The sequence below is a fragment of the Acinetobacter sp. CY05 genome (assembly GCF_059515805.1).
Window position 1 is genome coordinate 67,400 of sequence record NZ_JCAKMW010000009.1, and the last position, 22,767, is coordinate 90,166.

Here is a 22,767-nt window from a genome sequence, read left to right on the forward strand (position 1 = left end):
ATGTATGTTTATGCAGGAATTGAGCAGCAGATTGTAAATATTAGCCCTGAATTGCATTTAGTTTTATAAGCTCAATACTAAAAAAAGGAGTACTGGCATGCGAAAATGCGCCCAAGCTTTAGCCAAGAAAAAATGCTGTATTAGCTTTATCGAAAGTGCAACCTGTGGTTATCTCGCCCACCGCTTTGCTCTTACACCTCAATCTGGAAAAATTTTAGTCGGTGGTTTAGTGTGTTACGACTTAAAAGTCAAAAAAAATGTCTTAGGTGTGCCTCAAAAACTGGTGAAAAAGTATAGTCCTGAATCTATGCAAGTCACTGAAGAACTGGCGCGCCGTGCCCCAAAATTATTTGATTGTGATATCTATGTGGCCTGTACAGGATTACTTAAAAAAGGCGGCAGTGAAACTCCGGATAAACCTGTCGGTACATTTTTTTATAGTATCTTATACCAAGATAAAATTTATAATCAGCGCTGTTATTGCACCGGCACTCAGCAGGAAAAATTAGATAAAGTACTGAAAAAAATCTGTAAAACATTGCTTAAATTACTCAACACACACTAACGTAAGCGTTGTAATGCACGTTGTCTTTTCATTAAGCCTAGAACTTTTTTACGCGCATTAATTTCTTCTTCATTAAAAGGCAATATCTTTTGCAGCTGTGCCATGCTTTGACTGGCATGCTCAATTAAATAACAATCCTGCTCCACACTCCATTGTGCTGTGAGCTGCAGTGCCGCCTGCTGTTTAGAACGCTTCATTTTTTCACTCAACATTTTTTCTTATAGAATAAAATAAAATGAGAGACATGCAAAAATTTCAGACTAATGGCAGGAAAAAGACCCTAGCATAAAATCGTAACAAGGTAACAGGGGTGTCAATTCATTTATGCTAGAGCAAGGTTATTATTGGTCGCAATTCCGACAAAATCAATCAAGATTACTAATCACCCAACAACGCTTAAATAAGTTTACAAATTGTGTGAAAATTCCTCCAAAATAAGCTTTTTAAGCTGCTCAACTGTGTTGAGGTTAACATTTTTAAATTTCACTAAACTGTAGCTAAGTATTCTGTATTTTTGACTGGTTAATGCAGTTGAACTTCATTTTAGAGTTGATGGGTAATAGGATTTAAGATCCATTCATTCCAATACAAAATCAGGACCAAAAGCCTGATTGATAAGCCATACAAATAGCAAAAGAGCATCAATTTATATCATCTCTAGCTGCACTTTTAACAGATCCATCATGAATGATAAAAATTGCGCTACAGCTTATGTTTAAATATACTACAGACTAACTAAAAATAATGCTGACCTAAAAACACAACACAATTCTATTTAGGATGTAGTCGATGCCTTTACAACAATTATTAAGCGTAAGTCGCCCTATTGCTTGGGGTGAAATGGATGCGTTTGGACATTTAAACAATGTACATTATTTCCGTTATATTGAAGATGCGAGAATTGCCTTTTTGGATGCTTTAAATTTCTTCGAACATTCGCTGTATAGTGTGATTTTAAAAAACGAATGTACCTATAAACAACCCGTTTTTTACCCTGATACGCTCACCACCAAAGCCTTAGTGACACATGTGGGCAAGAGTAGTTTTGTAATGCAATATGATATTTATAGCCAAGCACAAAATTGTTGTGTGGCCAGCGCCAGTAGTGTGATTGTGCTGGTATGCAAAGACAGTTTTGTAAAACAGCAGATACCAACTCAGATGAAAAATGATTTACAACGCTATATGCAGCAGTTTATACAAGCAGCCTAAAAAAGAGCCATCTTTCGATGGCTGTTTTATTTAAGACACTTGAGCTAAATCATTATGATCTAAATCACGAGGTAATTCACGACGCAAAATTTTTCCTACCGCTGATTTAGGCAATTCATCTATAAATTGAAGATATTTTGGAATTTTATAATTGGTCAGCTGCTGCTTTAAATAACTGTGTATTTCTTCTTGAGTCAAGCTTGGATCTTTCTTGACAATAAAGGCTTTAGGCACTTGACCAGATTTTTCATCCTCTACTCCAATTACTGCACTTTCTAGCACTTTAGGATGCAGTGATAAGACATATTCAATTTCATTTGGATAAACATTAAATCCTGACACTAAAATCATGTCTTTTTTGCGATCCAAAATGGTGATGTAGCCCTGTTCATTCATCGAACCAATATCACCACTTAAGAAAAAGCCATCTGGAGTAAAGACTTTCTGGGTGGCTTCTGGCTGTTGCCAATAACCTTTCATTACTTGGGGGCCACGAATCGCAATTTCTCCCGCTTGGTTAAAGCCAAGTCGTCGACCATGCTCATCTAGAATAACAATTTCGGTACCTGCAATTGGCAAACCAATAGTTTCATTAAAGCGTTCACTTAACGGTGGATTAAACGTTGCTGTGGGCGATGTTTCTGATAAGCCATAGCCTTCATAAATATAGCGACCGGTCACCGCTTGCCAGCGATCTGCAGTTGCTTTTAAAATTTTAGCGCCGCCACCTGTCGTCGTTTTCAAATGACTATGATCTAAACTAACAAAACGTGGGTGATGTGCCAAAGCATTAAATAACGTATTCACTGCTGGAAAAACCGTAGGTCTGTATTGCTGATATTGGTCAACTAAGCTGTCTAAATCGCGTGGGTTTGGAATAAGAATATTGGCGAAACCACGTGCCAAACCATAACTAAATAAGCAAATGGTAAAGCCATAAATATGATACAGCGGCAGCGCGCATAATACTGATTCACCATCTTCTGCAACGCGATCACCAAAATGACTCACGAACACAGTACTGTTTTGTGCCACATTAAATAAAATATTGGCATGAGTGAGTTCTGCACCTTTAGATAAGCCTGTAGTGCCCCCTGTGTATTGTAAAATGACCGTATCTTGTTGCTGTTGTTGTAGCGGATTTAATTCAGACGCTGGGGTGTTTTCTAAGATATTGAACAAATCAAATGCTTTTACCTGTTGAGGGCATGCAGGAATATGCGGTGCTGATGAGGTTTGCAAGACCAGATCTGTAGCCGTGGTCGCAATAATATGGGTTAAATCAGGGCACTGCTCTAAATCTTGTAGCTTTTCCAAAGTTGAATTTAACGCAATCAAAACCTGAGCCTCTGAGTCTTGTAATTGATGATATAACTCACGCTGGGTATAAAGTGGATTAACGTTAACTAAAATATAACCTGCTCTTAAAATTGCAAAGCTTGCAATTGGATACTGAATAATATTGGGCAGCATGACCGCAATACGACTGCCCGCAGCAATACCTTGTTGTTGCAAAAAATACGCTAATCTGTGACTGAATTCATCGACTTGTTGAAAGCTATATTTTTGATTAAGAAAAATAAATGCGGTTTTCTCTGCAAATAAACGCAGTTTTTCATCAATCACTTGCGCTAAGGTTAAATCCGGATGTGGTGGAACAAATGCAGGATTAACGTTCCATCGTTGATACTCAGCAATCCATGGTTGTTGTGACATAACTCACTCCTGTGACCTATTCTTATAGTTTTGTATAGTGAAATATTATTTTAAATCAGCTCAAATCATAATGGATAGACCAGTACAAATGCAACATCCAGTTAGTACACAATCGTATTTTTACAATTTTTTGACTATTTAGATCAATTTAACGCTGTAAAAGTATAAAAAACATGCTAAACATATTATTCCGTTAAGCGGAATTTAATTCCTAAAACTCAAAAATCAACATTATTTTAAAATAACAACTCTAAACAGGATGTGCTCAATGACGGATCATGTAGCAGACGCATCAGCTGCCCAAGAGGCACAGGTGCAACCCAAAAAAATATGGCTGACTGCTTTTATCTTGTGTTTCTTTATTTTATTGGCAGACGGAATTGATATTGCATTTTTAGCCTATAGCTTGACCAGCTTAAAGGCTGAATTTAACTTAACCACAGTACAAGTAGGTGCTATTGGCAGTTGGAGCTTAGTCGGCGGCGTAGTAGGTGGCTTAATTGGGGGTTGGGCGTGTGACCGCTTTGGCCGGGTAAAAGTCATTGTTTTTTACATGATTTTAGCGTCCACCTTATCTTGTACCTTAGGTTTTGTTGATTCATATCACCAATTTATTATTATTCGTAGTATTGCAGCCATTGGTTTGGGCTCTTTATATATTGCTTGTAATACCTTAATGTCTGAATATGTACCGACTAAATACCGTACTACTGTTTTAGCAACACTCATGACCGGTTTCACCTTAGGCTCTTTATGTGCGACTTTATTAGCAGGTTGGATTATTCCAGAATATGGCTGGCGTATGCTGTACTGGATTACGATTATTCCGATTGTATTGGCATTTCTGCTGTACTTTTTAGTACCTGAACCAGACTCTTGGCAGCGCTCGCGCGAAATAAAACGCCAAGAAGCTCGAAATCCTAACCACAAAGTCAAAAAACAAAATCCTTATCTGGTCATTTTACGTGATAAGAATCATCGCTGGATGTTTATGTTATGGATTTTAAGTGCTGGTGCGCTACAGTTTGGTTATGCAGGCTTAAGTAATTGGTTACCTGCATATTTAGAATCGGATTTAGGTATCAAGTTTAAGGAAATGACCACCTACATGGTAGGTACTTTCTTAATTATGATTTTTGCTAAAGTCGTCGCCGGTGTGCTAGCAGATCGCTTTGGTCGCCGTGCTTTATTTGCTTTTGGTACGATTGGTACTGCATTATTTTTACCTATTGTTATCTATTTTAACACGCCAACCAATATCTTATGGTTAATGCTAATGTTTGGCTTTTTATATGGCATGCCATTTGCTATTAATGCCACCTATATGACCGAAAGCTTTCCAACTTCTATTCGTGGTACAGCAGTGAGTGGTGCATTTAACATTGGGCGAATTGGTGCTGTCTTTGCACCGCTCACTATTGGCTATTTCGCGCATGGTGGCTCAATTGGCACAGGTCTTTTAGTCATGGCTGTGGCTTATTTTATTTGTGGATTAATTCCAGCTTTACTGATTAAAGACCGTTTATACGATCCACAAAAAGCAGAATAAATTCAATATACAAAAGCCCCTCAATTGAGGGGCTTTTGCTCATCTACAGATCATATAATTAAAATTTAGCCATGAATGGCAATTGAATGGGCATAAAGTTTAACTAAATCGCTGGGCCAAAATATTTAGATCCGTCACCTAAGCACCAATTGATCTTTTAGAAATTCTTATATACACTAAATTTAGAAAAGATTAAAAGTTAGCTATAATTTTTATATAACATATTTATTAATAAAAATATTTTCTGTAATGAGGTCCTATTTATGAAACCAATACTTATGCTATTCAGTGCCTTAACTTTAGCTGCCTGTACATCCACACCCCATCAAAACACTTGGTCTACAGCGCAAATGCAGCAAGCCAAAACAGATTGTGCTTATGAAATTTCATTAGCCAAACTAAGTAATACAGAACATGCTAGTAAATTAGATGCCTGCCTAGCTCAGCACGGTCATAAAAAATAATGTGCTATTTATACAATGATTAAGTTACGTATAAGCTTAAATTGATTTAGGAAATTTAAGCTTATCTCTTTTTATACTGCTGATCATATCGCAAAGCACGGACTGTTTTTGTGTTGTACCCATCCCCCATTTAAATCCTATTCATGAGAAGATTTACCTGGTCTTTTATTTATATTTTACTAAAAAGCGAAAAGAGAATAATGGATCGATTCAAGAGTTTAAGCAATCTATAAGTTACTCATGCTTTTCATTATTATAGATTACAAAAAAGCGCCAATTATTGGCGCTTTGAGCATTTAGGCGACTGTTTGTTGCTGTATATATTGATAATGATAACCACTGCGCTTGAAATGCTGATTTTGATCACGGAAAGAATGTGCAAAATCAGGCCAAATAAGCGTCAGTTTGCGACTCACCGGATCTAAATACCAACTTTTACAGCCCTCAGATAACCACACGCTGCCTTGAGATAAAGTTTGTAAATCTGCCATATAATCAGCTTCAGCTTGTTCATCCGCTTCAAAGACTTGAATCTGCTGTTGTTTAAAAAAGTCTAAAGCATCTAAAATTAAATCAAATTGTACTTCAAGGAAGTATAATGCTGAATTATGGCCTGTAGCAGTATTAGGGCCATTTAAAATAAATAAGTTAGGGAAATTGTGCACCGTGGTCGATTGATAACCTTGCATGCCATTTTGCCATTGCTGTTCTAAACTCAAGCCGTGTTTACCCACTACTTTACTGGCATAAGGCGGTCGTGCTGCCTCAAAACCTGTCGCAAAAATAATCACATCGACATCATAAGCATTGCCCTTTTGACTGATGACTTGACTGGCATTAATTTCAGATAAAGCCGCATCTTCTAGGGTCACATGAGCTTCGAGAAAGGTGGGATAATAGCTATTGGATAATAATAAACGTTTACAGCCCGGCTGATAGTTAGGTGTAAGCTTGGCCCTTAACGTTGGGTCAGGTACTTGCTTCGCTAAAAAGTTAAGGCAATTTTTTTTCACCCGCTCAATTTGGCTCGTGACATTGCGACGCTGCGCGAAGTTATATTCATTACCCCAAAAAATTTCATGGCGTAACTGCGCCATACTTGCGGGGTCTTTGGCAAAAAGTTGCTTTTCAAGCGTGCTATAAGCACGGTCAGGGCGCGGTAAAATATAAGGTGCACTACGCTGTAAAACAGTGAGTTGTTTGGCACATTTGGCCACTTCAGGTACTAGTTGTATGGCTGAGGCACCAGAACCAATCACCGCCACACGTTGATTGCTGAGATCTATATCATGCTGCCAACGTGCTGAATGCATGATTTGCCCTTGGAATTGTTCAATTCCTTGAATATTGGGTAAACGTTCATCTGCTAAATGCCCCGTGGCAGTAATTAAAAAATCTGCACTGTATTGTCCTTGTGAGGTTTGAATGTGCCAACGTTTTAAGTCACTTTGCCATGTGGCACATTCAAGTGAAGTATTAAAATCAATGTGTTGACGAATCGCATACTCATCACAGGTTTGAATTAAATAGTTTTGTATTTCTTGACCTTGTGGAAAAACCCGTGACCAATTTGGATTTTGTACAAAAGAAAATGAATACAAATGTGACGGCACATCACAAGCAACACCAGGATAAGTGTTGTCACGCCATGTGCCACCAACTTCATTAGCCCGCTCAATCAGTCGAAAATTCTCAATCCCTTGTTGTTTTAAACGAATTGCCATGCCTAAACCGCCAAAGCCCGTTCCAACAATTAAAATTTGATAATGTTGCATCAAAACATCTCCTTAAGGCAGCAGCGCAGCGAGTGTACTGTTGGCGTGATAACGCTCAGCATGCTGACTAAATAAATGAATTAAACGGACCACCTCAGCAGGTGCTTCAATATATAAAGCATGTCCAGATTGAATCTCGCTATAACGACTATTACGGATCCCTGCAAACAATAATTTGCCTTGTGCATAAGGAATCATACGATCTTGTGTACATGCAACGACCAAAGTTTGCGCGCTAATTTCTTTGAGCAAGGCGGTAATATCAATACGACAGTTTAAAATACGCTGTTTGGCCGCATCCTTAGAAGGTGTCACAAAGCGAGCGAGATCGAGTACTTGTTGTTGATTGCGCAGTGATAAATATTGATCACTGTATAAACAATAGTTAATAAAATGCGGCAAAGCTTGCGAGCGCTCTTCAAATAAAGTTTGCCAAACATGGTTACGTAATTGCTGTACGGAACTGGTTTTCGCCCAACCTGCCAGTAAAATTAGCCGTGAGATCCGCTCACCCAATTCTGCCGCCAATTGAGCGGCAATTACAGCACCTAAAGAATAACCAACTACTGTAATCTCTTCATCTGCCTCGGTATATTGCTCAATCAGCGCAGCAACTTGAGCACTAAAGTCATGCACCTCAAGATCATCTCGATCCGGTGTATAAAGATCAATCGACAAGACACGCTGATGTACCGCAAGCATTGGAAAAATATAGTTAAAATGCTTATCCGTACTCCCACCTGTACCGTGAATTAAAACAATAGTCGGATGTTGGCTACGTTGCCCCGCTTCATAAAAACGTATACTTTGTTGTTGATGGTTGAATTGTTGTACTTTTGCGTCTAAGTCCATAATTTACTCCTACGCAGATATAAAAAAACCCACAACTGGCAAAATTGTGGGTGGGAAAAAACTTAATCGAATTTAAATTCATCTGGATCTAAAAGATACAGACTTTGGCTACCGGCCATAATATTGCCACGATGCGTTAAGGTACGCGGTAAAATACGTTCAAAATAGAATTGACTGGTTTTCACTTTAGCTGCGTAAAATGGATCTTGGCTATCTTGCGCTTTTTCCGCCGCCACCAACGCCATTTTGAGCCATAAATAAGCAAATACCACATAGCCTGAGAAATATAGATAATCGACTGAAGCGGCACCAATTTCATTGGCTGAGCTTTTGGCTTGTTGTTCTACAAAGCTCGTTAAATCTAGCCATTGACTGACCAAATCTGAGAGTTGCTTAAACTGAGTAGAAAATTGGTTTTTAGTTTGATTTTGTTCAATAAAAATTTTAATCTCGTCAGTCAATGGATGCAATAACTCTAATTTAGAACCTAAGACCTTACGCGCCAGTAAATCAATTGATTGAATTTCTGTAGTGCCTTCATATAAGCAAGCAATACGGGCATCGCGTGCCACTTGTTCCATACCATGTTCTGCAATGTAACCATGCCCACCAAAAATTTGCATACCGTGTTTAGCCGCTTCCAAACCTGTTTCGGTCATAAATGCCTTTGCAATTGGTGTTAATAAGGCCAAACGATCTTCAGCTTGCTGTTTTTCTACTGCACTTGTTGAAGCTTCCGCTAAATCCGCATAGCTGGCTAAGTAATAAGCTAAGGCGCGTGAACCTTCTGCAAAGACTTTTTGCGTTAATAACATATTCCGCACCGCAGGGTGCACGATAATTGGATCAGCAGGTAAATCAGGACGTTCAGCTCCAGTCAAAGCACGCATCGCTAAGCGTTCTTTGGCGTATTTTAATGCCCCTTGATAAGCTGACTCTGCTGCAGCCAACCCTTGAATGGCTGTACCAATACGCGCTGAGTTCATAAAGGTAAACATACAATTTAAGCCACGATTTTCAGGACCTATTAAGTAACCCTTGGCTTGCTCAAAATTTAAAACACAAGTGGCATTACCATGAATACCCATTTTATGTTCGAGTGCGCTGCAGATCACACCATTAGGTTCCGCCACAGCACCGTTCTCATCTAGATTAAATTTAGGCACAATAAATAGAGAAATACCTTTGGTGCCTTTAGGCGCATCAGGTAAACGTGCCAAAACAATATGGACAATATTTTCAGCCAAATCATGGTCACCAGCTGAAATAAAGATTTTCTCTCCACTAATAGCATAGCTACCATCTGCTTGTGGCACTGCTTTGGTGCGAATTAAACCTAAATCGGAACCTGCATGTGATTCGGTTAAACACATGGTACCTGTCCAACGTCCTTCTAATAACGGCACCAAGAATTTTTGTTTTTGCTCTTCACTGCCGTGATGTTCTAAAGTACGCATTGCACCGTGTGCTAAGCCCGGGTACATCCCCCATGACCAGTTGGTCGCGGTAATCATTTCTGACATAGCAATACGTAGCAGAGTGGGAAAACCCTGACCACCGTAGTTTTCATCACCTGTTAAGGATGGAAATCCTAAAGCAACATATTGTTGATAAGCTGCTTTAAAGCCTGTTGGTGTGGTGACTACACCATTGTCTAAACGGCAACCTTCTTGATCACCAATAGCATTTAAAGGTAATAACTCATTTTGGCAAAAATCAGCAGCCACTTGTAAATATTGGGCAAAAAGCTCTTCTGAAACTTTATCTTGATATTTGGGCAGCGCTTGATATAGCTGTTCAATCTTGAGCACATCATTGAGTACAAAGTGCATATCTTTTAAAGGTGCTTGGTATGGTCGCATCGCTAAATCCTTTGGCGTCTCTAGTTATTCTTGTTTAGTTTCGTACAACGAAATTTAATTCTAAAAATACTATAGTGTCTGTATAGAAAAAAATCTAGCCTTTTATGTTTTTTCAGGCAAAAAAATTATTCATGATGATTTAGATATCATAAAATGACTTAAACGCTGGCCAATAATCTGCTGCGCCTGTTGAATAATGCTTTGAATTAAAGCATCACAGCTTGGAATATCATGAATCAGGCCCATTACCTGCCCTGCACTGATCAGACCTGCATCAAGGTCCCCAGTTTCAAGCACTGTTTTACCACGGGCACCGCTGACCAAGTGACGAATCATGTCAAAACTCGCCTGTGGATTTTGACTGATCTGTAAAACTTGCTCCGAAATGGAATTTTTGGCCACGCGTGCGGTATTATTAAATTGCCGATACAGGAGTTGCGTCGCGCGCTCATCTTGCTCGAGATAAAATTGTTTCACCCGAGGATGAATCGGTGCTTCTTGAGTCGCGCAAAAACGTGTACCCATATTGATGCCTTCTGCGCCTAAAGCCAATGCTGCCACTAAACCACGTCCATCAGCAAAACCACCACTGGCAATTAATGGCACGCGCACCTGATCAGCGGCAGCTGGGATTAATACTAAGCCTGGAATATCATCTTCTCCTGGATGCCCTGCACATTCAAAACCATCAATCGAAATGAGATCTGCACCAATCCGTTCGGCCGATAGCGCATGCCGTACCGAGGTACACTTGTGAATGACTGTAATCCCGTGTGCTTTAAAGGCTTCAATATGCTCATGTGGGCGGTTACCAGCGGTTTCGACAATCTTTACCCCACTTTCAATGATGACTTGCCGATAATCTGCATAAGGGGGTGGCTGAATACTCGGCAATAAGGTCAAGTTGACCGCAAATGGACGATCCGTCATGCTTTTGCAACGTTGAATTTCGGCAGCTAATGCATCGGGCGTTGCTTGAGTTAAGGCGGTGAGTGTACCTAGTCCACCGGCATTAGAGACAGCGCTGGCCAGCTCCGCTGTTCCTACCCACATCATACCGCCTTGAATAATTGGATATTGAATACCTAAACATTGTGTAACACGCGTTTGCATCAGATTCTCCTAGCGTCCCAAAAATACTGCGGGACGTTTTTGTTTAAATGCTTGCACACCTTCTTTAAAATCATAACTATGCAAAGCAAAATATTGTAAATTACGTTCTAATTCTAATTGTTGGGCAAGGCTATGCTCGCTACTGCGATACAGCGCTTGTTTGGTAAAACCCAGAGCTTGAGTTGGTCGCTTGGCTAATTTTTCACATAAAGCTTGTACTTGATATTCAAAATCATCATCAGCAACGGCTTGCCAAATCATGCCCATTTTTTCTGCTTCAAGCGCATTAACGGCTTCCCCCAATAAGGTTAAACCGACTGCTTTGGCATAACCCACTAAACGTGGCAACATCCAAGTGCCGCCAGCATCAGGTACTAACCCAATATTAGAAAAAGATTGGATAAACTGAGCACTGTGTTTGGCAATCACTAAATCACAGGCCAGCGCTAAATTGGCACCTGCACCAGCAGCCACACCATTGACAGCCGCCACCACAGGTTTGGCCGACTGACGAATGCTTTGAATTAAAGGATTATAATAACGCTCTAAACTGCCCTCTAAAGGCAACGGTACACCCTGCTGTGCTGAGCTTTCACTTAAATCTTGCCCTGCACAAAAGGCACGTCCTTGGCCGCTGATTACAATCACACGCACCTCATGATCTTGACTGAATGAGGCAAAAGCATTGGCCAATTCTTGATGTAAACTTTCATTAAAGCTATTTAAACGTTCGGGACGGTTTAAAAGAATGCGCGCAATCCCAGCGCGTTTTTCGATTAAAATACTCTGCATATTCAAACCTGTATAGATCATTAATAACCGCGGCTCAAATCCACCTCATGCTCTAAGGCGTGGCCATGTTGTAGTCTTAAATCGTTCTCAATAATTTGTTTGACCACGGCGGACATCGGTGCATGTGAGGCAATATGTGGGGTGACTACAATATGAGGATGCTGCCAATATGGATGACTTTTAGCTAAAGGCTCTTGGTCAAACACATCTAAAATTGCACCCGACAATTGCCCTGTATCTAATGCAGCAAGTAGATCTTGCTCCACCAAATGCTGACCACGCCCACAATGAATGAGAGCTGCACCTTTTTTTAGCTGCTGAAATAGGCGTTGATCAAAAATGGCCAAGGTTGCATCAGTGAGTGGTAATAAATTAATTAAAATGTCACAGTCTGCTAAAAACGCTTTTTGCTGCTTGACCCCCACAAAACTGTCTACATTTAACAATTGCTTAGCAGAATTTGACCAACCGCGTACCTGATACCCCAAGTCGGCTAAAGCCTGCGCCACGAATGCCCCCATGTGCCCCAAGCCCATGACGCCAATACAGATATCTTGGCGGCTGCGTTGGCGCTGCTGTTGCCAAATCTGTTGCTTAGCTTGAGTAAAATAACGATCAAAGGCACGCTGAAAATACAACACGCCCCAAAGTACATAATCCAACATACCTTGTTGATGGACTTGATCTAATACTCGGCAGACCCGATATTGATGATCTAAATGCGCTAAATCTAAATGTTCGACTCCAGCAGCAATGGAATGTAGCAGCTGCAACTGCGGCAATTGTTGTAATTGACTCAGATCTGGAAACCAGCAAGCAGCCGTACGCGCCTGTAAAGCTTGTGGCGTATTGGGTGTTGTAATCGGCATTTCAGGCGCGTATTTTTTAAAGACTTGTATTAAAATTTTCTCGACCTCAGGTCGGCTACTGGCAATCACAATCATTGGCAATAGGCCTCCTGCTGCTCGGCAATTAGTGACAATGCCGCTTGCCAAGCACGCTGTAAAATCGGTTCAATTAAAGGACTGGAAAACTGTTTCGCGGTTTTTTCACACACCGTTACATCGGGATAATACAACTCACTGCCACCACTTAAGGCTTTGACTTGCGCTTGGCAAGCACGCTCTAGAAAATAAATTTCATGAAACGCCCGCGCAATAGATTCTCCTAAAGCCAATAAGCCATGATTACGTAGCATCATGGCACGTTTATCACCTAAGTCTGCTACCAAACGTTCACGCTCATCGGTCGATAAAGCAATGCCTTCATAATGGTGATAGGCCAGTTGCCCATAAAATTTCAATGCATGTTGCGAGATCGGCAACAGTCCATGTTTTTGTGCTGATACTGCAATGCCATCGGCAGTATGGGTATGAATAACGCAATCAATCTCAGGGCGGGCATGATGTACTGCAGAATGAATCACAAAACCCGCTTGATTGACGGGCTTATCTTGATCATAGCTAGCAATAACCTGACCTTCATGATCAATTTTAACCAAAGTCGAGGCGGTCATTTTTTCAAATGCGACCCCATATTGATTAATTAAAAAGTGTTGTGGTTGATCGGGTAAACGATAGCTAATATGCGTATCAATTAAATCGGTCATTTTATAATAAGCAATCACCCGATACAGTGCGGCAAGCTCACAGCGTGCTTGCCACTCGAGTGGGCTGACCTGATTTTTTATACTCATGGCGTAATCCTTGACGCTGATTATTATTGTGCTTTATTGTTATAGCATATTTTAAATAAAACAGAATATAATTTCACAAAGCGAAATAAAACAAGGATAATCAATTATGGATATGCAACATATGAGCGGTTTAGAATATTTAACTGCCATTCAACAAGGTAAAATTCCTGGTTCTGCCATGGCAGATATTATTCCCATGCGCCTAACAGTGGTCAAACCACAGTATATTGAATATGAAGTAACTCCTGATGAACGTCATTTCAATTTACAACACGGCATTCATGGCGGCTTTTGTGCCACAGTCTTAGATAGTGCTACAGGCGCAGCTGTACACACCACTGTCGGTAAAGGGGTCAAATTTTCTACCATTGATTTAAACGTCAAAATGCTAAAAGGTTTGCAAAGCGGTCAAACCTATACTGCAATTGGTGAAGTGATTCGTACTGGACGCAATGTACTGACGTCAGAAGGGCGTATTATTGATCCTGAGGGTAACATCTATGCCTACGGGTCAGCGACTTTACTCATTACCTCGCATTCAACCTAAACACAATCAGCCCCATTGCTGGGGCTTTTTTTAGCTCATATTCAGCGCATCTTGAATATTATGCACCATATGAATCAAACGTGGACCAATTTCATTTTCCAACTTTTCTTGACCCAGCAAATAACTTGGCGCACCGCAGTTAAACACTAATAAGCCATGTTTTGAGTGTACTAATGGCACGGCGACCGAATTGACATCCTTATGCCATTCACCAATCGATAAGCAATAGCCATAATCTTGATAATCGCGAAAAGCACGTTCTAAGTTACGTTTAATTTGTGGCCAATCATCGCCATGGCGTTTGGCTAAAGCGTCCATTAAAAAATTACGTTCACTTTGTTCCATCGCGGCTAAACAGGCACGTCCCATCGCACTCGAATGAATCGGTAAAGTCGAACCAATTGGGCGACGCATGGTTAGGGTTAAATCATGTTGCACCACATCTAAATACATCATATTTAAACGATCACGGGTCGCCATAGCCACTGGTGCTTGAGCATATTCAGCCATGGCCTCCATAAATGGATGCGCATGTACACGTGCCGAAATATTAGACAGGGCTGCATAACCTAAAGCGAGTACGCCAATATCTAGCGTATATTTGGTCGAGTTATTCAACTGTTTTAAATAGCCCAACGACACTAAAGTATTGGTAATTCGAGCAATAGTGGGTTTGGGTAGACCTGTCATGGTAGACAGTTCAAGATTACCTAGAACCTGATTCGTTGCTGAAAAACAACGTAAAATCTCTAAACCACGCGCAAGTGACGCAATAAATTGCGGATTATTTTCACGGTGGATATGGGAAATTGGATCTAGGCGAATCTCATCAAGATTAATTTTTTTTGTTGGTTCTTGTGCTTCTGTTTGCATTGATGACTCACCTAAATAAAATTATACTGCTAAAAATGATAACATTTTATTTCATCATTCAGAACAAATGCCATGAAAAACGAAATTTCATGGCATGTTTGAACTTAAGCAGCTTGGTTTTCGATCACCATCGCAAGGCCTTGGCCCAGACCAATACATAAGCTCACCACGGCATATTTTTTGCCTGTACGCTGTAAATGACGAGCGGTGGTGAGTGCCAGACGCGCGCCGGAACAGCCCAAAGGATGTCCAACAGCAATCGCTCCGCCATTTGGATTGACTCGTGGGTCATTTAAATCCACATTTAAACCTTTTAAGCAGGATAAAACTTGTGACGCGAAGGCTTCATTAATTTCAATCACGTCCATATCATCAAGGCTTAAATTGGCACGCTGTACTGCTTTTTTAATGGCATCTACAGGCCCTGCCCCCATAATACGCGGCTCAATACCTGCTGCTGCCGCAGAAATAATTTTGGCTAATGGTTTTAAACCATATTTATGTTGCACTTGCTCGCTGCCAATCAGCAAAGCTGCAGCACCGTCATTAATACCCGAAGCATTCCCTGCAGTCACCACACCACCTTCAAACAATGGTTTTAAATTTTGTAATGCAGCAAAATCTGAACTCGGGCGCGGATGCTCATCTTCAAGCACTTGTTTAGGAGGTAGTTTTTTACCTTGTGGTACTTCAATTGGGGTAATTTCGCCATCAAAGAAACCAGCCTGCTTCGCCGCTTGATATTTGGCTTGTGAAGCTGCGGCAAATTGGTCTGCTTGCTCACGGCTAATGCCATATTCTATAGCGACGTTATCACCAGTTTCTGGCATGCTATGTGCACCAAAAATCGCGGTAAATTTTGGATTTGGGAAGCGCGTACCAATGGTAGTGTCATAAATTTTGACGTCACGTCCAAATGCAGATTCGGTTTTTGCCATCACAAATGGGGCACGAGTCATACTTTCAACCCCACCCGCAATGTATAAATCACCTTCACCACAGGTAATCGCACGTGCTGAATCAATGACAGCGCCTAAACCGGAAGCACATAAACGGTTGACCGTTTGCCCTGGCACAGTCACTGGCATACCCGCTAACAATGCCGCAAAACGTGCCACGTTACGACTGTCTTCACCTGCTTGGTTAGTACTACCTAAAATGACATCTTCAACCTCATGGGCTGGAATTTTGGTTTTATCGAGTAGACTTTTAATCACTGAGGCTGCGAGATCATCAGCACGCACAGGTGCGAGTGCACCGCCATGACGACCGAAAGGTGAACGTAATCCATCGTAAATATATGCATTTAACATGTTTAATATCCTTATTATGCTGCTTGTTCTTGTTGCTGTTGTGGTTGATGATTAAGTTTTAAGCCCAGTTGTACACGGCGACGTAACCATGGACTTGGACGATAACGTGGATCATGAGTAATATGACTGATGCGTTCTAAAATGATAAATATTTTTTCAGCCCCCAACACATCGCCCCATTCAATTGGGCCATATGGATAACCCAAACCTAAGCGTACTGCAGCATTAATATCATCCACGCTGGCAATATTTTGCTGGGCGATATCACAGCCTAAGTTGACAATCATGGCCATGACACGCTGTGCTACAAAACCCACACTCTCTTGAATCACGCTTAAGCTTTGACCATCTAAATTAAAAATAGAATGAGCAGCTTGCAGTAAATGCGGTGCTGTCAGCAATGATGGCATCAGCGTCCGGTGTTTATCTAAGCCATAGAGCAGATCAATACATACCACTTGCTCTGGATTTACCCCATAACGCTGCGCTGCTGTGGTGGCATCTTCACCATAACAGGCCAATAACACTAAGCTGTTGGCTTGTGGCTGCGGCTGGGTATCAAGACGAATCTGGTGTTCGTTCAAATAACGCTTTAATACTTCAGCATCTTGTGTAAAGTCTGCACCAATCCAAACACTTGGATAATCATTTAAGCGACCAACAAAGATAGGGGCCACATCACCTTGCTTTTGCCCGCTGCGATAATCATAGAAGCCCTGCCCAGTTTTACGTCCCAGTTGCTTGGCAATATAGCGTTGACGCGTATTGACATTTGGACGATAACGCGGCTCATGGTAATACTGCTGATAGATCGACTCACTGACTGGATGGGAAACATCCATGCCCGTTAAATCACCGAGTTCAAACGGTCCCATTTTAAAGCCAATACCATCACGGTAAATTCTGTCAATCTCATAAAACTCAGCCACTTGTTCAGACAAAATCGCATAGGCTTCACTACCAAAGGCACGGCCGGCATGATTAATAATAAACCCTGGTGTGTCTTTGGCGACCACTGGACGATGTCCCATTTTCTCCGACAACTGTACCAAGGCCTGTACAATATCATCGCGGGTATAAAAACCTTGAATCACCTCAACTACTTTCATCAGCGGTACTGGGTTAAAGAAATGATAACCCGCTACGCGTTCAGGTTGCTGGCATTTGGCGGCAATTGCAGTAATGGATAAAGATGAGGTATTCGAAGCAATCACCGCATCTGCTTTTAACACTTGCTCGAGCTGTAGCATTAAATCTTGTTTAATTTCAAGATTTTCAATAATAGCTTCAACTACTAAATCACAGTCACTTAAATCTGATAGCTGATTGGCAATGTGCAAACGAGCGAGATCTTGTTCAGCTTTGGCATGGCTGAATTTACCTTTATCCGCCAATTGTTTTAAGGTTTGGCTGAGTTTTTGCTGAGCCTCTTGCGCAGCGCCTGCTTTGGCATCATATAGCCAGACTTCATGTCCTGATTGAATGGCAATTTGCGCAATGCCTGCGCCCATGGTGCCTACGCCAATCACGGCAATTTTTTCAATATGCAGACTCATTTTTATCGTCCTTGATAGGCTGGTTTACGTTTTTCGATAAAGGCTTGCATGCCTTCTTTTTGATCTTGTGAAGCAAACAACAGTTGGAAAGATTTACGCTCTAGACTTAAACCTGCTGAAAGTGGCAAGTCTTCAGCCATTAACGCTACTTCTTTAATTTGCTCTAAGGCAATTGGTGGCAGTTTTGCTAAACCTTGGGCAATTTTGACTGCTGTATGAATCGTTTCGCTGTCTTCGGTGACTTGCGATACCAAGCCCATCGCATAAGCTTCTTCGGCTGGCACCAAACAGCCCGTTAAAATCATACGCATGGCATGGAATTTACCCACTGCACGAAACAGACGTTGTGTACCGCCGGCACCTGGCATTACCCCAACTTTGACTTCAGGTTGTCCAAAATGCGCACTTTTACCTGCAATGATAATGTCAGCATGCATCGCCAGTTCACAGCCCCCGCCTAATGCATAGCCATTGACTGCCGCAATAACAGGTTTTGGACACTGTGATATGGCTGACCAATAGCGCTCCGTGCGACGTTGCATCATTTGAATCGGTTCGGCACTGGCCAACTCTTTTAAATCTGCACCTGCGGCAAAATCTTGTTCACCACCCGTTAATACAATGGCACGGACTTCAGGGTCATCACTTAAATCACGAAATGCTTGAGCCAAGCTTTGGCGGACTTGGGTATTTAGCGCATTTTTTGCTTCGGGGCGATGAATCGTTACCACAGCGACATGCTGCTGTTTTTCAATTTTTACGACCTGTTCCATAGGTTTTCCTTGTTTTTATTTTGCATCGTGAAAATTTGTTTTAAATCATAATTACGTTTTTTCCAATTTTTTAGCAAGTTTTTTTTGATTTTTATGCTTAAAAAACTGTAAAAGCAAATTTTTAAGTAAAAAAATGATTTTTTAATGGCTTTTTGCTTGTTTAATAGCCCATTTTATGATTAATATGTTTCGCATAACGAAATTTTAATAAAATTGTAGCAGGATTGCTGCAATGCAACAATAAATAGAGGATCTGAGCCATGATTCGTGATCAAGAGATGTTAGATCAATTACTCACCACCATTCGTCATTTTGTTAAAAAAGAATTGGTGCCAATTGAACATCAAGTGGATGAAACTAAAGAAATTCCTGAACATATCATTCAGCAAATGCGCGAATTAGGTTTATTTGGTCTGACCATTCCTGAGGAATACGGGGGATTGGGCATTACCATGGAAGAAGAGGTCTATGTGGCCATTGAACTTGGACATACTTCACCTGCCTTTCGTTCCTTAATTGGTACCAATAATGGTATTGGTTCAAGTGGTATCTTGATTGACGGCACGGAAGCGCAAAAACAAAAGTACTTACCACGTTATGCCAGCGGCGATATTATTGGTTCATTTTGCTTAACTGAACCGGATTCAGGCTCAGATGCGGCATCTTTAAAAACCACAGCCCTCAAAGACGGTGAATATTACGTCCTCAATGGTACCAAACGTTTTATCACCAATGCGCCGCGCGCCTCGACCTTTACGGTCATGGCCCGCACCAATCCTGAAATTAAAGGCGCCGGCGGGATATCCGCCTTCTTGGTCGAAGCTGGTACACCAGGTTTGTCCTTAGGTAAAGTGGATAAAAAAATGGGCCAGCATGGCTCTTATACCTGTGATGTGATTTTCGACAATTGCCGTGTCCATCAAGATCAACTTATTGGCGGGGTAGAAGGCGTGGGCTTTAAAACCGCGATGAAGGTTTTAGACAAAGGTCGTTTACATATTGCAGCCTATAGCGTGGGCATTGCCGAACGTATGCTTGAAGATGCACTGCAATATGCCTTAGAACGTAAGCAATTTGGTCAAGCCATTGCCGATTTCCAATTGGTGCAAGCTATGTTGGCAGATTCTAAAGCGGAAATTTATGCGGCTAAATGCATGGTAATTGATGCCGCCAAGCGCCGTGATGCAGGTCAAAACATCAGTACAGAAGCCTCCTGTGCCAAAATGTTTGCCACTGAAATGTGTGGTCGTGTGGCAGATCGCTGTGTCCAAATTCATGGCGGCTCAGGCTATATCAGTGAATATGCCATTGAACGTTTTTACCGTGACGTGCGCTTATTCCGCCTCTATGAAGGTACCACGCAAGTCCAACAAATTATTATCGCCAAAAATATGATGAAAGAAGCAAGCTAAGCTTAAATCTATATAACGCCACAGGATGTGGCGTTTTATCTTTGAGGATTTCATAATGACAACAGAAGCGATTGCAACAACGCAAGCGGTGAGCGAAACTCCGCGTCGCGTGTGGATCACTGCTTTTATTTTTGCATTTTTTATTTTGCTCTGTGACGGTGCTGATATCGGTATTTTGGCCTTTACCCTGACCAGTTTAAAAGCAGAATGGGGCTTGACCAGTGTTCAAGCCGGTGCGCTAGGTAGTTGGTCTTTAATTGGTATGGGTGTGGGGGGCTTTTTAGGTGGCTGGGCCTGTGACCGTTTTGGACGTGTCAAAGTCATCGTCATCTCCACCATCTCATTTTCTATTTTATCCGCCTACTCAGGCTTTGCTCAATCTTATGTTGAGTTTGCTGTACTACGCACCTTAGCCTGCTTTGGTTTGGGCTGCTTATATATTGCCTGTAATACCTTAATGTCAGAATACGTGCCAACCAAGCACCGTACGACTATTTTAGCCGCATTAATGACTGGCTATACCTTAGGTTCATTGGCCATTACCATGCTTTCCGGTTGGATTATTCCTGAATATGGCTGGCGTATGCTGTATTTCATTACTATTGCACCGGTGTTATTGGGCGTTTTAATGTACTTTATGGTACCTGAACCTGAATCATGGAAACAGGTCAATGCACTACGTCGCTCAGGTCAACTGCAAGATTTAACCACACAAAAAGGCAACCCTTATCTTGCCATTTTAAAAGACAAACAACATGGTCGCATGATGATCTTATGGTCACTCAGTTCAGGCTTCTTACTGTTTGGTTATTTTGGGGTAAGCAACTGGTTACCATCTTATCTAGAAGCAGAAATGGGCATTAAGTTTAAAGATATGGCCATCTATATGATGGGCACCTATGCCACCATGATTTTTGCTAAGGTGATTGCAGGTTATGTGGCCGACAAAATCGGACGCCGTGCAGTATTTGCTTTTGGTACGATGGGTACTGCAATCTTTATTCCTGTGGTTGTTTATATGCATACCCCTGAAAACATTGGCATATTAATGATTGTCTTTGGTTTCTTATACGGTATTCCTTATGCCATTAATGCCACCTATTTAACTGAAAGTTTCCCCACCGCATTTCGTGGTACAGCGGTCGGTGGTGCCTATAATATTGGTCGTGTTGGGGCAATTTTTGCGCCGCTGGCCATTGGTTATTTGGCGATGAATGGTTCAATTGGTACCGGTTTATTACTGATGGGCGCAGCCTATTTCTTCTGTGGCCTCATTCCTGCACTGTTTATTAAAGACCGTTTATACGATCCACAAAAAGCTGAATAAGGGATAAGCATATGATTAATAAAATTCGCCCCAATATGCATGACATCTTAAAACAAATTCCAGATGGCGCGCGAATTATGACCAGTGGCTTTGGGATTACAGGGCAAGCCATCGAACTCATTGAAGGTCTATTGGATTTAGGTACACGCGATCTGACTATTATTAATAATAATGCTGCATCCAGTGACCGCGGTTTAACCCGTTTACTCGAGGAAGGACGGGTCAGTAAAATGATCTGTTCCTTTCCTAAAACCAATAATTCTAATGTGTTTGAAACCTTATACCGTCAAGGCAAAATTGAACTCGAACTTGTCCCTCAAGGTAACCTTGCCTGCCGCATTCAAGCGGCAGGTGCAGGCTTGGGCGCGGTATTTACTCCAACAGGTTATGGTACTGCTTTGGCAGAAGGCAAAGAAACCCGACAAATTAATGGCAAAAATTATGTGCTTGAGTATCCAATCGATGCTGATTTTGCCTTAATTTGTGCACATCAAGCCGATCGTTGGGGCAATTTAACTTATCGTAAAACCGCGCGTAATTTTGGTCCCATTATGGCCAAAGCTGCCAAAACCACCATTGTACAGGTTAAAGAGCTTTTTGAACTCGGTGAGCTCGATCCAGAAAGTATCATTACTCCCGGTATTTTTGTACAACACGTGATTAAAGTCTAAGGAGAGACGATGCAAAAACGTACTCGTGAGCAAATTGTGGCACGCATTGCAGCCGATATTCCAGAGGGTAGCTATGTCAATTTAGGCATTGGCTTACCCACCAAAGTGGCGCAATTTTTACCTGCCGATAAAGAAATTATTTTACATTCGGAAAATGGCGTATTGGCATTTGGCCCTTGCTTAGGCCCTGAAGATCAAGACCCTGATCTGATTAATGCAGGTAAAGAGTTGGTCAGCCTATTAGATGGCGGCTGCTTTATGCATCATGGCGATTCTTTTGACATTATGCGCGGTGGTCATTTAGATATTTGCGTTTTAGGCGGATTTCAGGTTGCAGTCAATGGTGATCTGGCCAATTGGCATACTGGTGCTGCAGATGCTATTCCTGCCGTTGGGGGCGCAATGGATCTAGCCGTTGGGGCAAAATGCATTTATGTATGTATGGAGCATCTGACCAAACACGGCGAAGCTAAAATCGTGCAAGATTTAACTTACCCTGTGACTGGGCAACAATGCGTGGATCGGATTTATACGGACCTCTGCACCATTGACTTAAAAGATGGGCAAGCTCATGTGATTGAGATGATTCCTGAATTATCATTTGAAGAGTTACAAAAGCACACTGGATGTGCTTTAATTGATGCGCGTACTGTATAAGTACGCCATCGTACAATAAAAATATAAACATAAAAAGGATAA

At 41.4% G+C, this 22,767-nt stretch carries 22 protein-coding genes; 9 read left to right on the top strand and 13 right to left on the bottom strand.

Annotated features, from left to right (window positions below; all coding sequences use genetic code 11):
* Positions 1-97: 97 nt before the first annotated feature.
* Positions 98-565, top strand: coding sequence for a CinA family protein (locus tag AC5YCD_RS08330; protein WP_496129590.1), 468 nt, complete (start codon positions 98-100; stop codon positions 563-565).
* Here AC5YCD_RS08330 and AC5YCD_RS08335 read toward each other — a convergent pair.
* On the bottom strand, positions 562-762 hold the full coding sequence (locus AC5YCD_RS08335; protein ID WP_496129591.1) for a hypothetical protein: 201 nt from the start codon (positions 760-762) through the stop codon (positions 562-564). The genes AC5YCD_RS08330 and AC5YCD_RS08335 overlap by 4 nt on opposite strands.
* A gap of 592 nt (positions 763-1,354) precedes the next feature.
* On the opposite strand from AC5YCD_RS08335, the gene AC5YCD_RS08340 reads away from it, so the two are divergent.
* Complete coding sequence (locus AC5YCD_RS08340) at positions 1,355-1,777, top strand: acyl-CoA thioesterase (protein ID WP_496129592.1); 423 nt, start codon at positions 1,355-1,357, stop codon at positions 1,775-1,777.
* 30 nt (positions 1,778-1,807) lie between these two features.
* Here the strand turns inward: AC5YCD_RS08340 and AC5YCD_RS08345 are convergent, their stop codons facing one another.
* A complete protein-coding gene (locus AC5YCD_RS08345; protein ID WP_496129593.1) occupies positions 1,808-3,493 on the bottom strand; it encodes an AMP-binding protein in 1,686 nt (561 codons plus the stop codon).
* 268 nt (positions 3,494-3,761) lie between these two features.
* Between AC5YCD_RS08345 and AC5YCD_RS08350 the strand changes: the two genes are divergently transcribed.
* Both AC5YCD_RS08350 and AC5YCD_RS08355 read left to right on the top strand, forming a co-directional pair.
* Positions 3,762-5,042: an MFS transporter gene (locus tag AC5YCD_RS08350; RefSeq protein ID WP_496129594.1), complete on the top strand. Its 1,281-nt coding sequence runs from the start codon at positions 3,762-3,764 to the stop codon at positions 5,040-5,042.
* Between the two features lie 263 nt (positions 5,043-5,305).
* Positions 5,306-5,506 carry a hypothetical protein gene (locus tag AC5YCD_RS08355; RefSeq protein WP_496129595.1) on the top strand — a complete coding sequence of 67 codons (201 nt, stop codon included), beginning with the start codon at positions 5,306-5,308 and terminating at the stop codon, positions 5,504-5,506.
* Positions 5,507-5,802: 296 nt separating this feature from the next.
* Here the strand turns inward: AC5YCD_RS08355 and AC5YCD_RS08360 are convergent, their stop codons facing one another.
* The 7 genes from AC5YCD_RS08360 to AC5YCD_RS08390 all read right to left on the bottom strand — a co-directional run bounded on the left by AC5YCD_RS08360 (position 5,803) and on the right by AC5YCD_RS08390 (position 13,596).
* On the bottom strand, positions 5,803-7,281 hold the full coding sequence (locus AC5YCD_RS08360) for a flavin-containing monooxygenase (RefSeq protein WP_496129596.1): 1,479 nt from the start codon (positions 7,279-7,281) through the stop codon (positions 5,803-5,805).
* Positions 7,282-7,293: 12 nt separating this feature from the next.
* Positions 7,294-8,133 (bottom strand): alpha/beta fold hydrolase, encoded by an 840-nt coding sequence (locus tag AC5YCD_RS08365; RefSeq protein ID WP_496129597.1) that lies wholly within the window; start codon positions 8,131-8,133, stop codon positions 7,294-7,296.
* 62 nt (positions 8,134-8,195) lie between these two features.
* Positions 8,196-9,995 (bottom strand): acyl-CoA dehydrogenase C-terminal domain-containing protein, encoded by a 1,800-nt coding sequence (locus AC5YCD_RS08370; RefSeq protein ID WP_496129598.1) that lies wholly within the window; start codon positions 9,993-9,995, stop codon positions 8,196-8,198.
* A gap of 129 nt (positions 9,996-10,124) precedes the next feature.
* Positions 10,125-11,108 (bottom strand): NAD(P)H-dependent flavin oxidoreductase, encoded by a 984-nt coding sequence (locus AC5YCD_RS08375; RefSeq protein ID WP_496129599.1) that lies wholly within the window; start codon positions 11,106-11,108, stop codon positions 10,125-10,127.
* A 9-nt stretch (positions 11,109-11,117) separates the two neighbouring features.
* Entirely contained in the window at positions 11,118-11,900 is a 783-nt protein-coding gene (locus tag AC5YCD_RS08380) for an enoyl-CoA hydratase-related protein (protein WP_496129600.1), read from the bottom strand.
* Positions 11,901-11,920: 20 nt separating this feature from the next.
* Entirely contained in the window at positions 11,921-12,844 is a 924-nt protein-coding gene (locus AC5YCD_RS08385; protein WP_496129636.1) for a 2-hydroxyacid dehydrogenase, read from the bottom strand.
* Complete coding sequence (locus tag AC5YCD_RS08390) at positions 12,841-13,596, bottom strand: class II aldolase/adducin family protein (RefSeq protein ID WP_496129601.1); 756 nt, start codon at positions 13,594-13,596, stop codon at positions 12,841-12,843. The genes AC5YCD_RS08385 and AC5YCD_RS08390 overlap by 4 nt, the downstream gene beginning before the upstream one ends.
* 106 nt (positions 13,597-13,702) lie before the next feature.
* Here AC5YCD_RS08390 and AC5YCD_RS08395 point away from each other — a divergent pair, with 106 nt between their 5' ends.
* On the top strand, positions 13,703-14,143 hold the full coding sequence (locus AC5YCD_RS08395; RefSeq protein WP_496129602.1) for a PaaI family thioesterase: 441 nt from the start codon (positions 13,703-13,705) through the stop codon (positions 14,141-14,143).
* A gap of 30 nt (positions 14,144-14,173) precedes the next feature.
* Here AC5YCD_RS08395 and AC5YCD_RS08400 read toward each other — a convergent pair whose 3' ends face one another.
* The 4 genes from AC5YCD_RS08400 to AC5YCD_RS08415 all read right to left on the bottom strand — a co-directional run bounded on the left by AC5YCD_RS08400 (position 14,174) and on the right by AC5YCD_RS08415 (position 18,658).
* Entirely contained in the window at positions 14,174-15,016 is an 843-nt protein-coding gene (locus AC5YCD_RS08400; RefSeq protein ID WP_496129603.1) for an IclR family transcriptional regulator, read from the bottom strand.
* Between the two features lie 104 nt (positions 15,017-15,120).
* Positions 15,121-16,329 carry a 3-oxoadipyl-CoA thiolase gene (locus tag AC5YCD_RS08405; protein ID WP_496129604.1) on the bottom strand — a complete coding sequence of 403 codons (1,209 nt, stop codon included), beginning with the start codon at positions 16,327-16,329 and terminating at the stop codon, positions 15,121-15,123.
* Positions 16,330-16,343: 14 nt separating this feature from the next.
* Positions 16,344-17,885 carry a 3-hydroxyacyl-CoA dehydrogenase gene (locus tag AC5YCD_RS08410; protein ID WP_496129605.1) on the bottom strand — a complete coding sequence of 514 codons (1,542 nt, stop codon included), beginning with the start codon at positions 17,883-17,885 and terminating at the stop codon, positions 16,344-16,346.
* Positions 17,886-17,887: 2 nt separating this feature from the next.
* On the bottom strand, positions 17,888-18,658 hold the full coding sequence (locus AC5YCD_RS08415; RefSeq protein ID WP_496129606.1) for an enoyl-CoA hydratase: 771 nt from the start codon (positions 18,656-18,658) through the stop codon (positions 17,888-17,890).
* A 260-nt stretch (positions 18,659-18,918) separates the two neighbouring features.
* On the opposite strand from AC5YCD_RS08415, the gene AC5YCD_RS08420 reads away from it, so the two are divergent.
* From AC5YCD_RS08420 to AC5YCD_RS08435, 4 genes are read left to right on the top strand one after another with little or no spacing between them, the layout of a single operon-like run.
* On the top strand, positions 18,919-20,070 hold the full coding sequence (locus AC5YCD_RS08420; RefSeq protein WP_496129607.1) for an acyl-CoA dehydrogenase family protein: 1,152 nt from the start codon (positions 18,919-18,921) through the stop codon (positions 20,068-20,070).
* Positions 20,071-20,125: 55 nt separating this feature from the next.
* The gene (locus AC5YCD_RS08425) at positions 20,126-21,397 is read left to right on the top strand and encodes an MFS transporter (protein WP_496129608.1); all 1,272 of its coding nucleotides are present in this window, start codon (positions 20,126-20,128) and stop codon (positions 21,395-21,397) included.
* Between the two features lie 11 nt (positions 21,398-21,408).
* Positions 21,409-22,068: a 3-oxoacid CoA-transferase subunit A gene (locus AC5YCD_RS08430; protein WP_496129609.1), complete on the top strand. Its 660-nt coding sequence runs from the start codon at positions 21,409-21,411 to the stop codon at positions 22,066-22,068.
* Positions 22,069-22,077: 9 nt separating this feature from the next.
* On the top strand, positions 22,078-22,725 hold the full coding sequence (locus AC5YCD_RS08435; protein ID WP_496129610.1) for a 3-oxoacid CoA-transferase subunit B: 648 nt from the start codon (positions 22,078-22,080) through the stop codon (positions 22,723-22,725).
* Positions 22,726-22,767 lie beyond the last annotated feature (42 nt).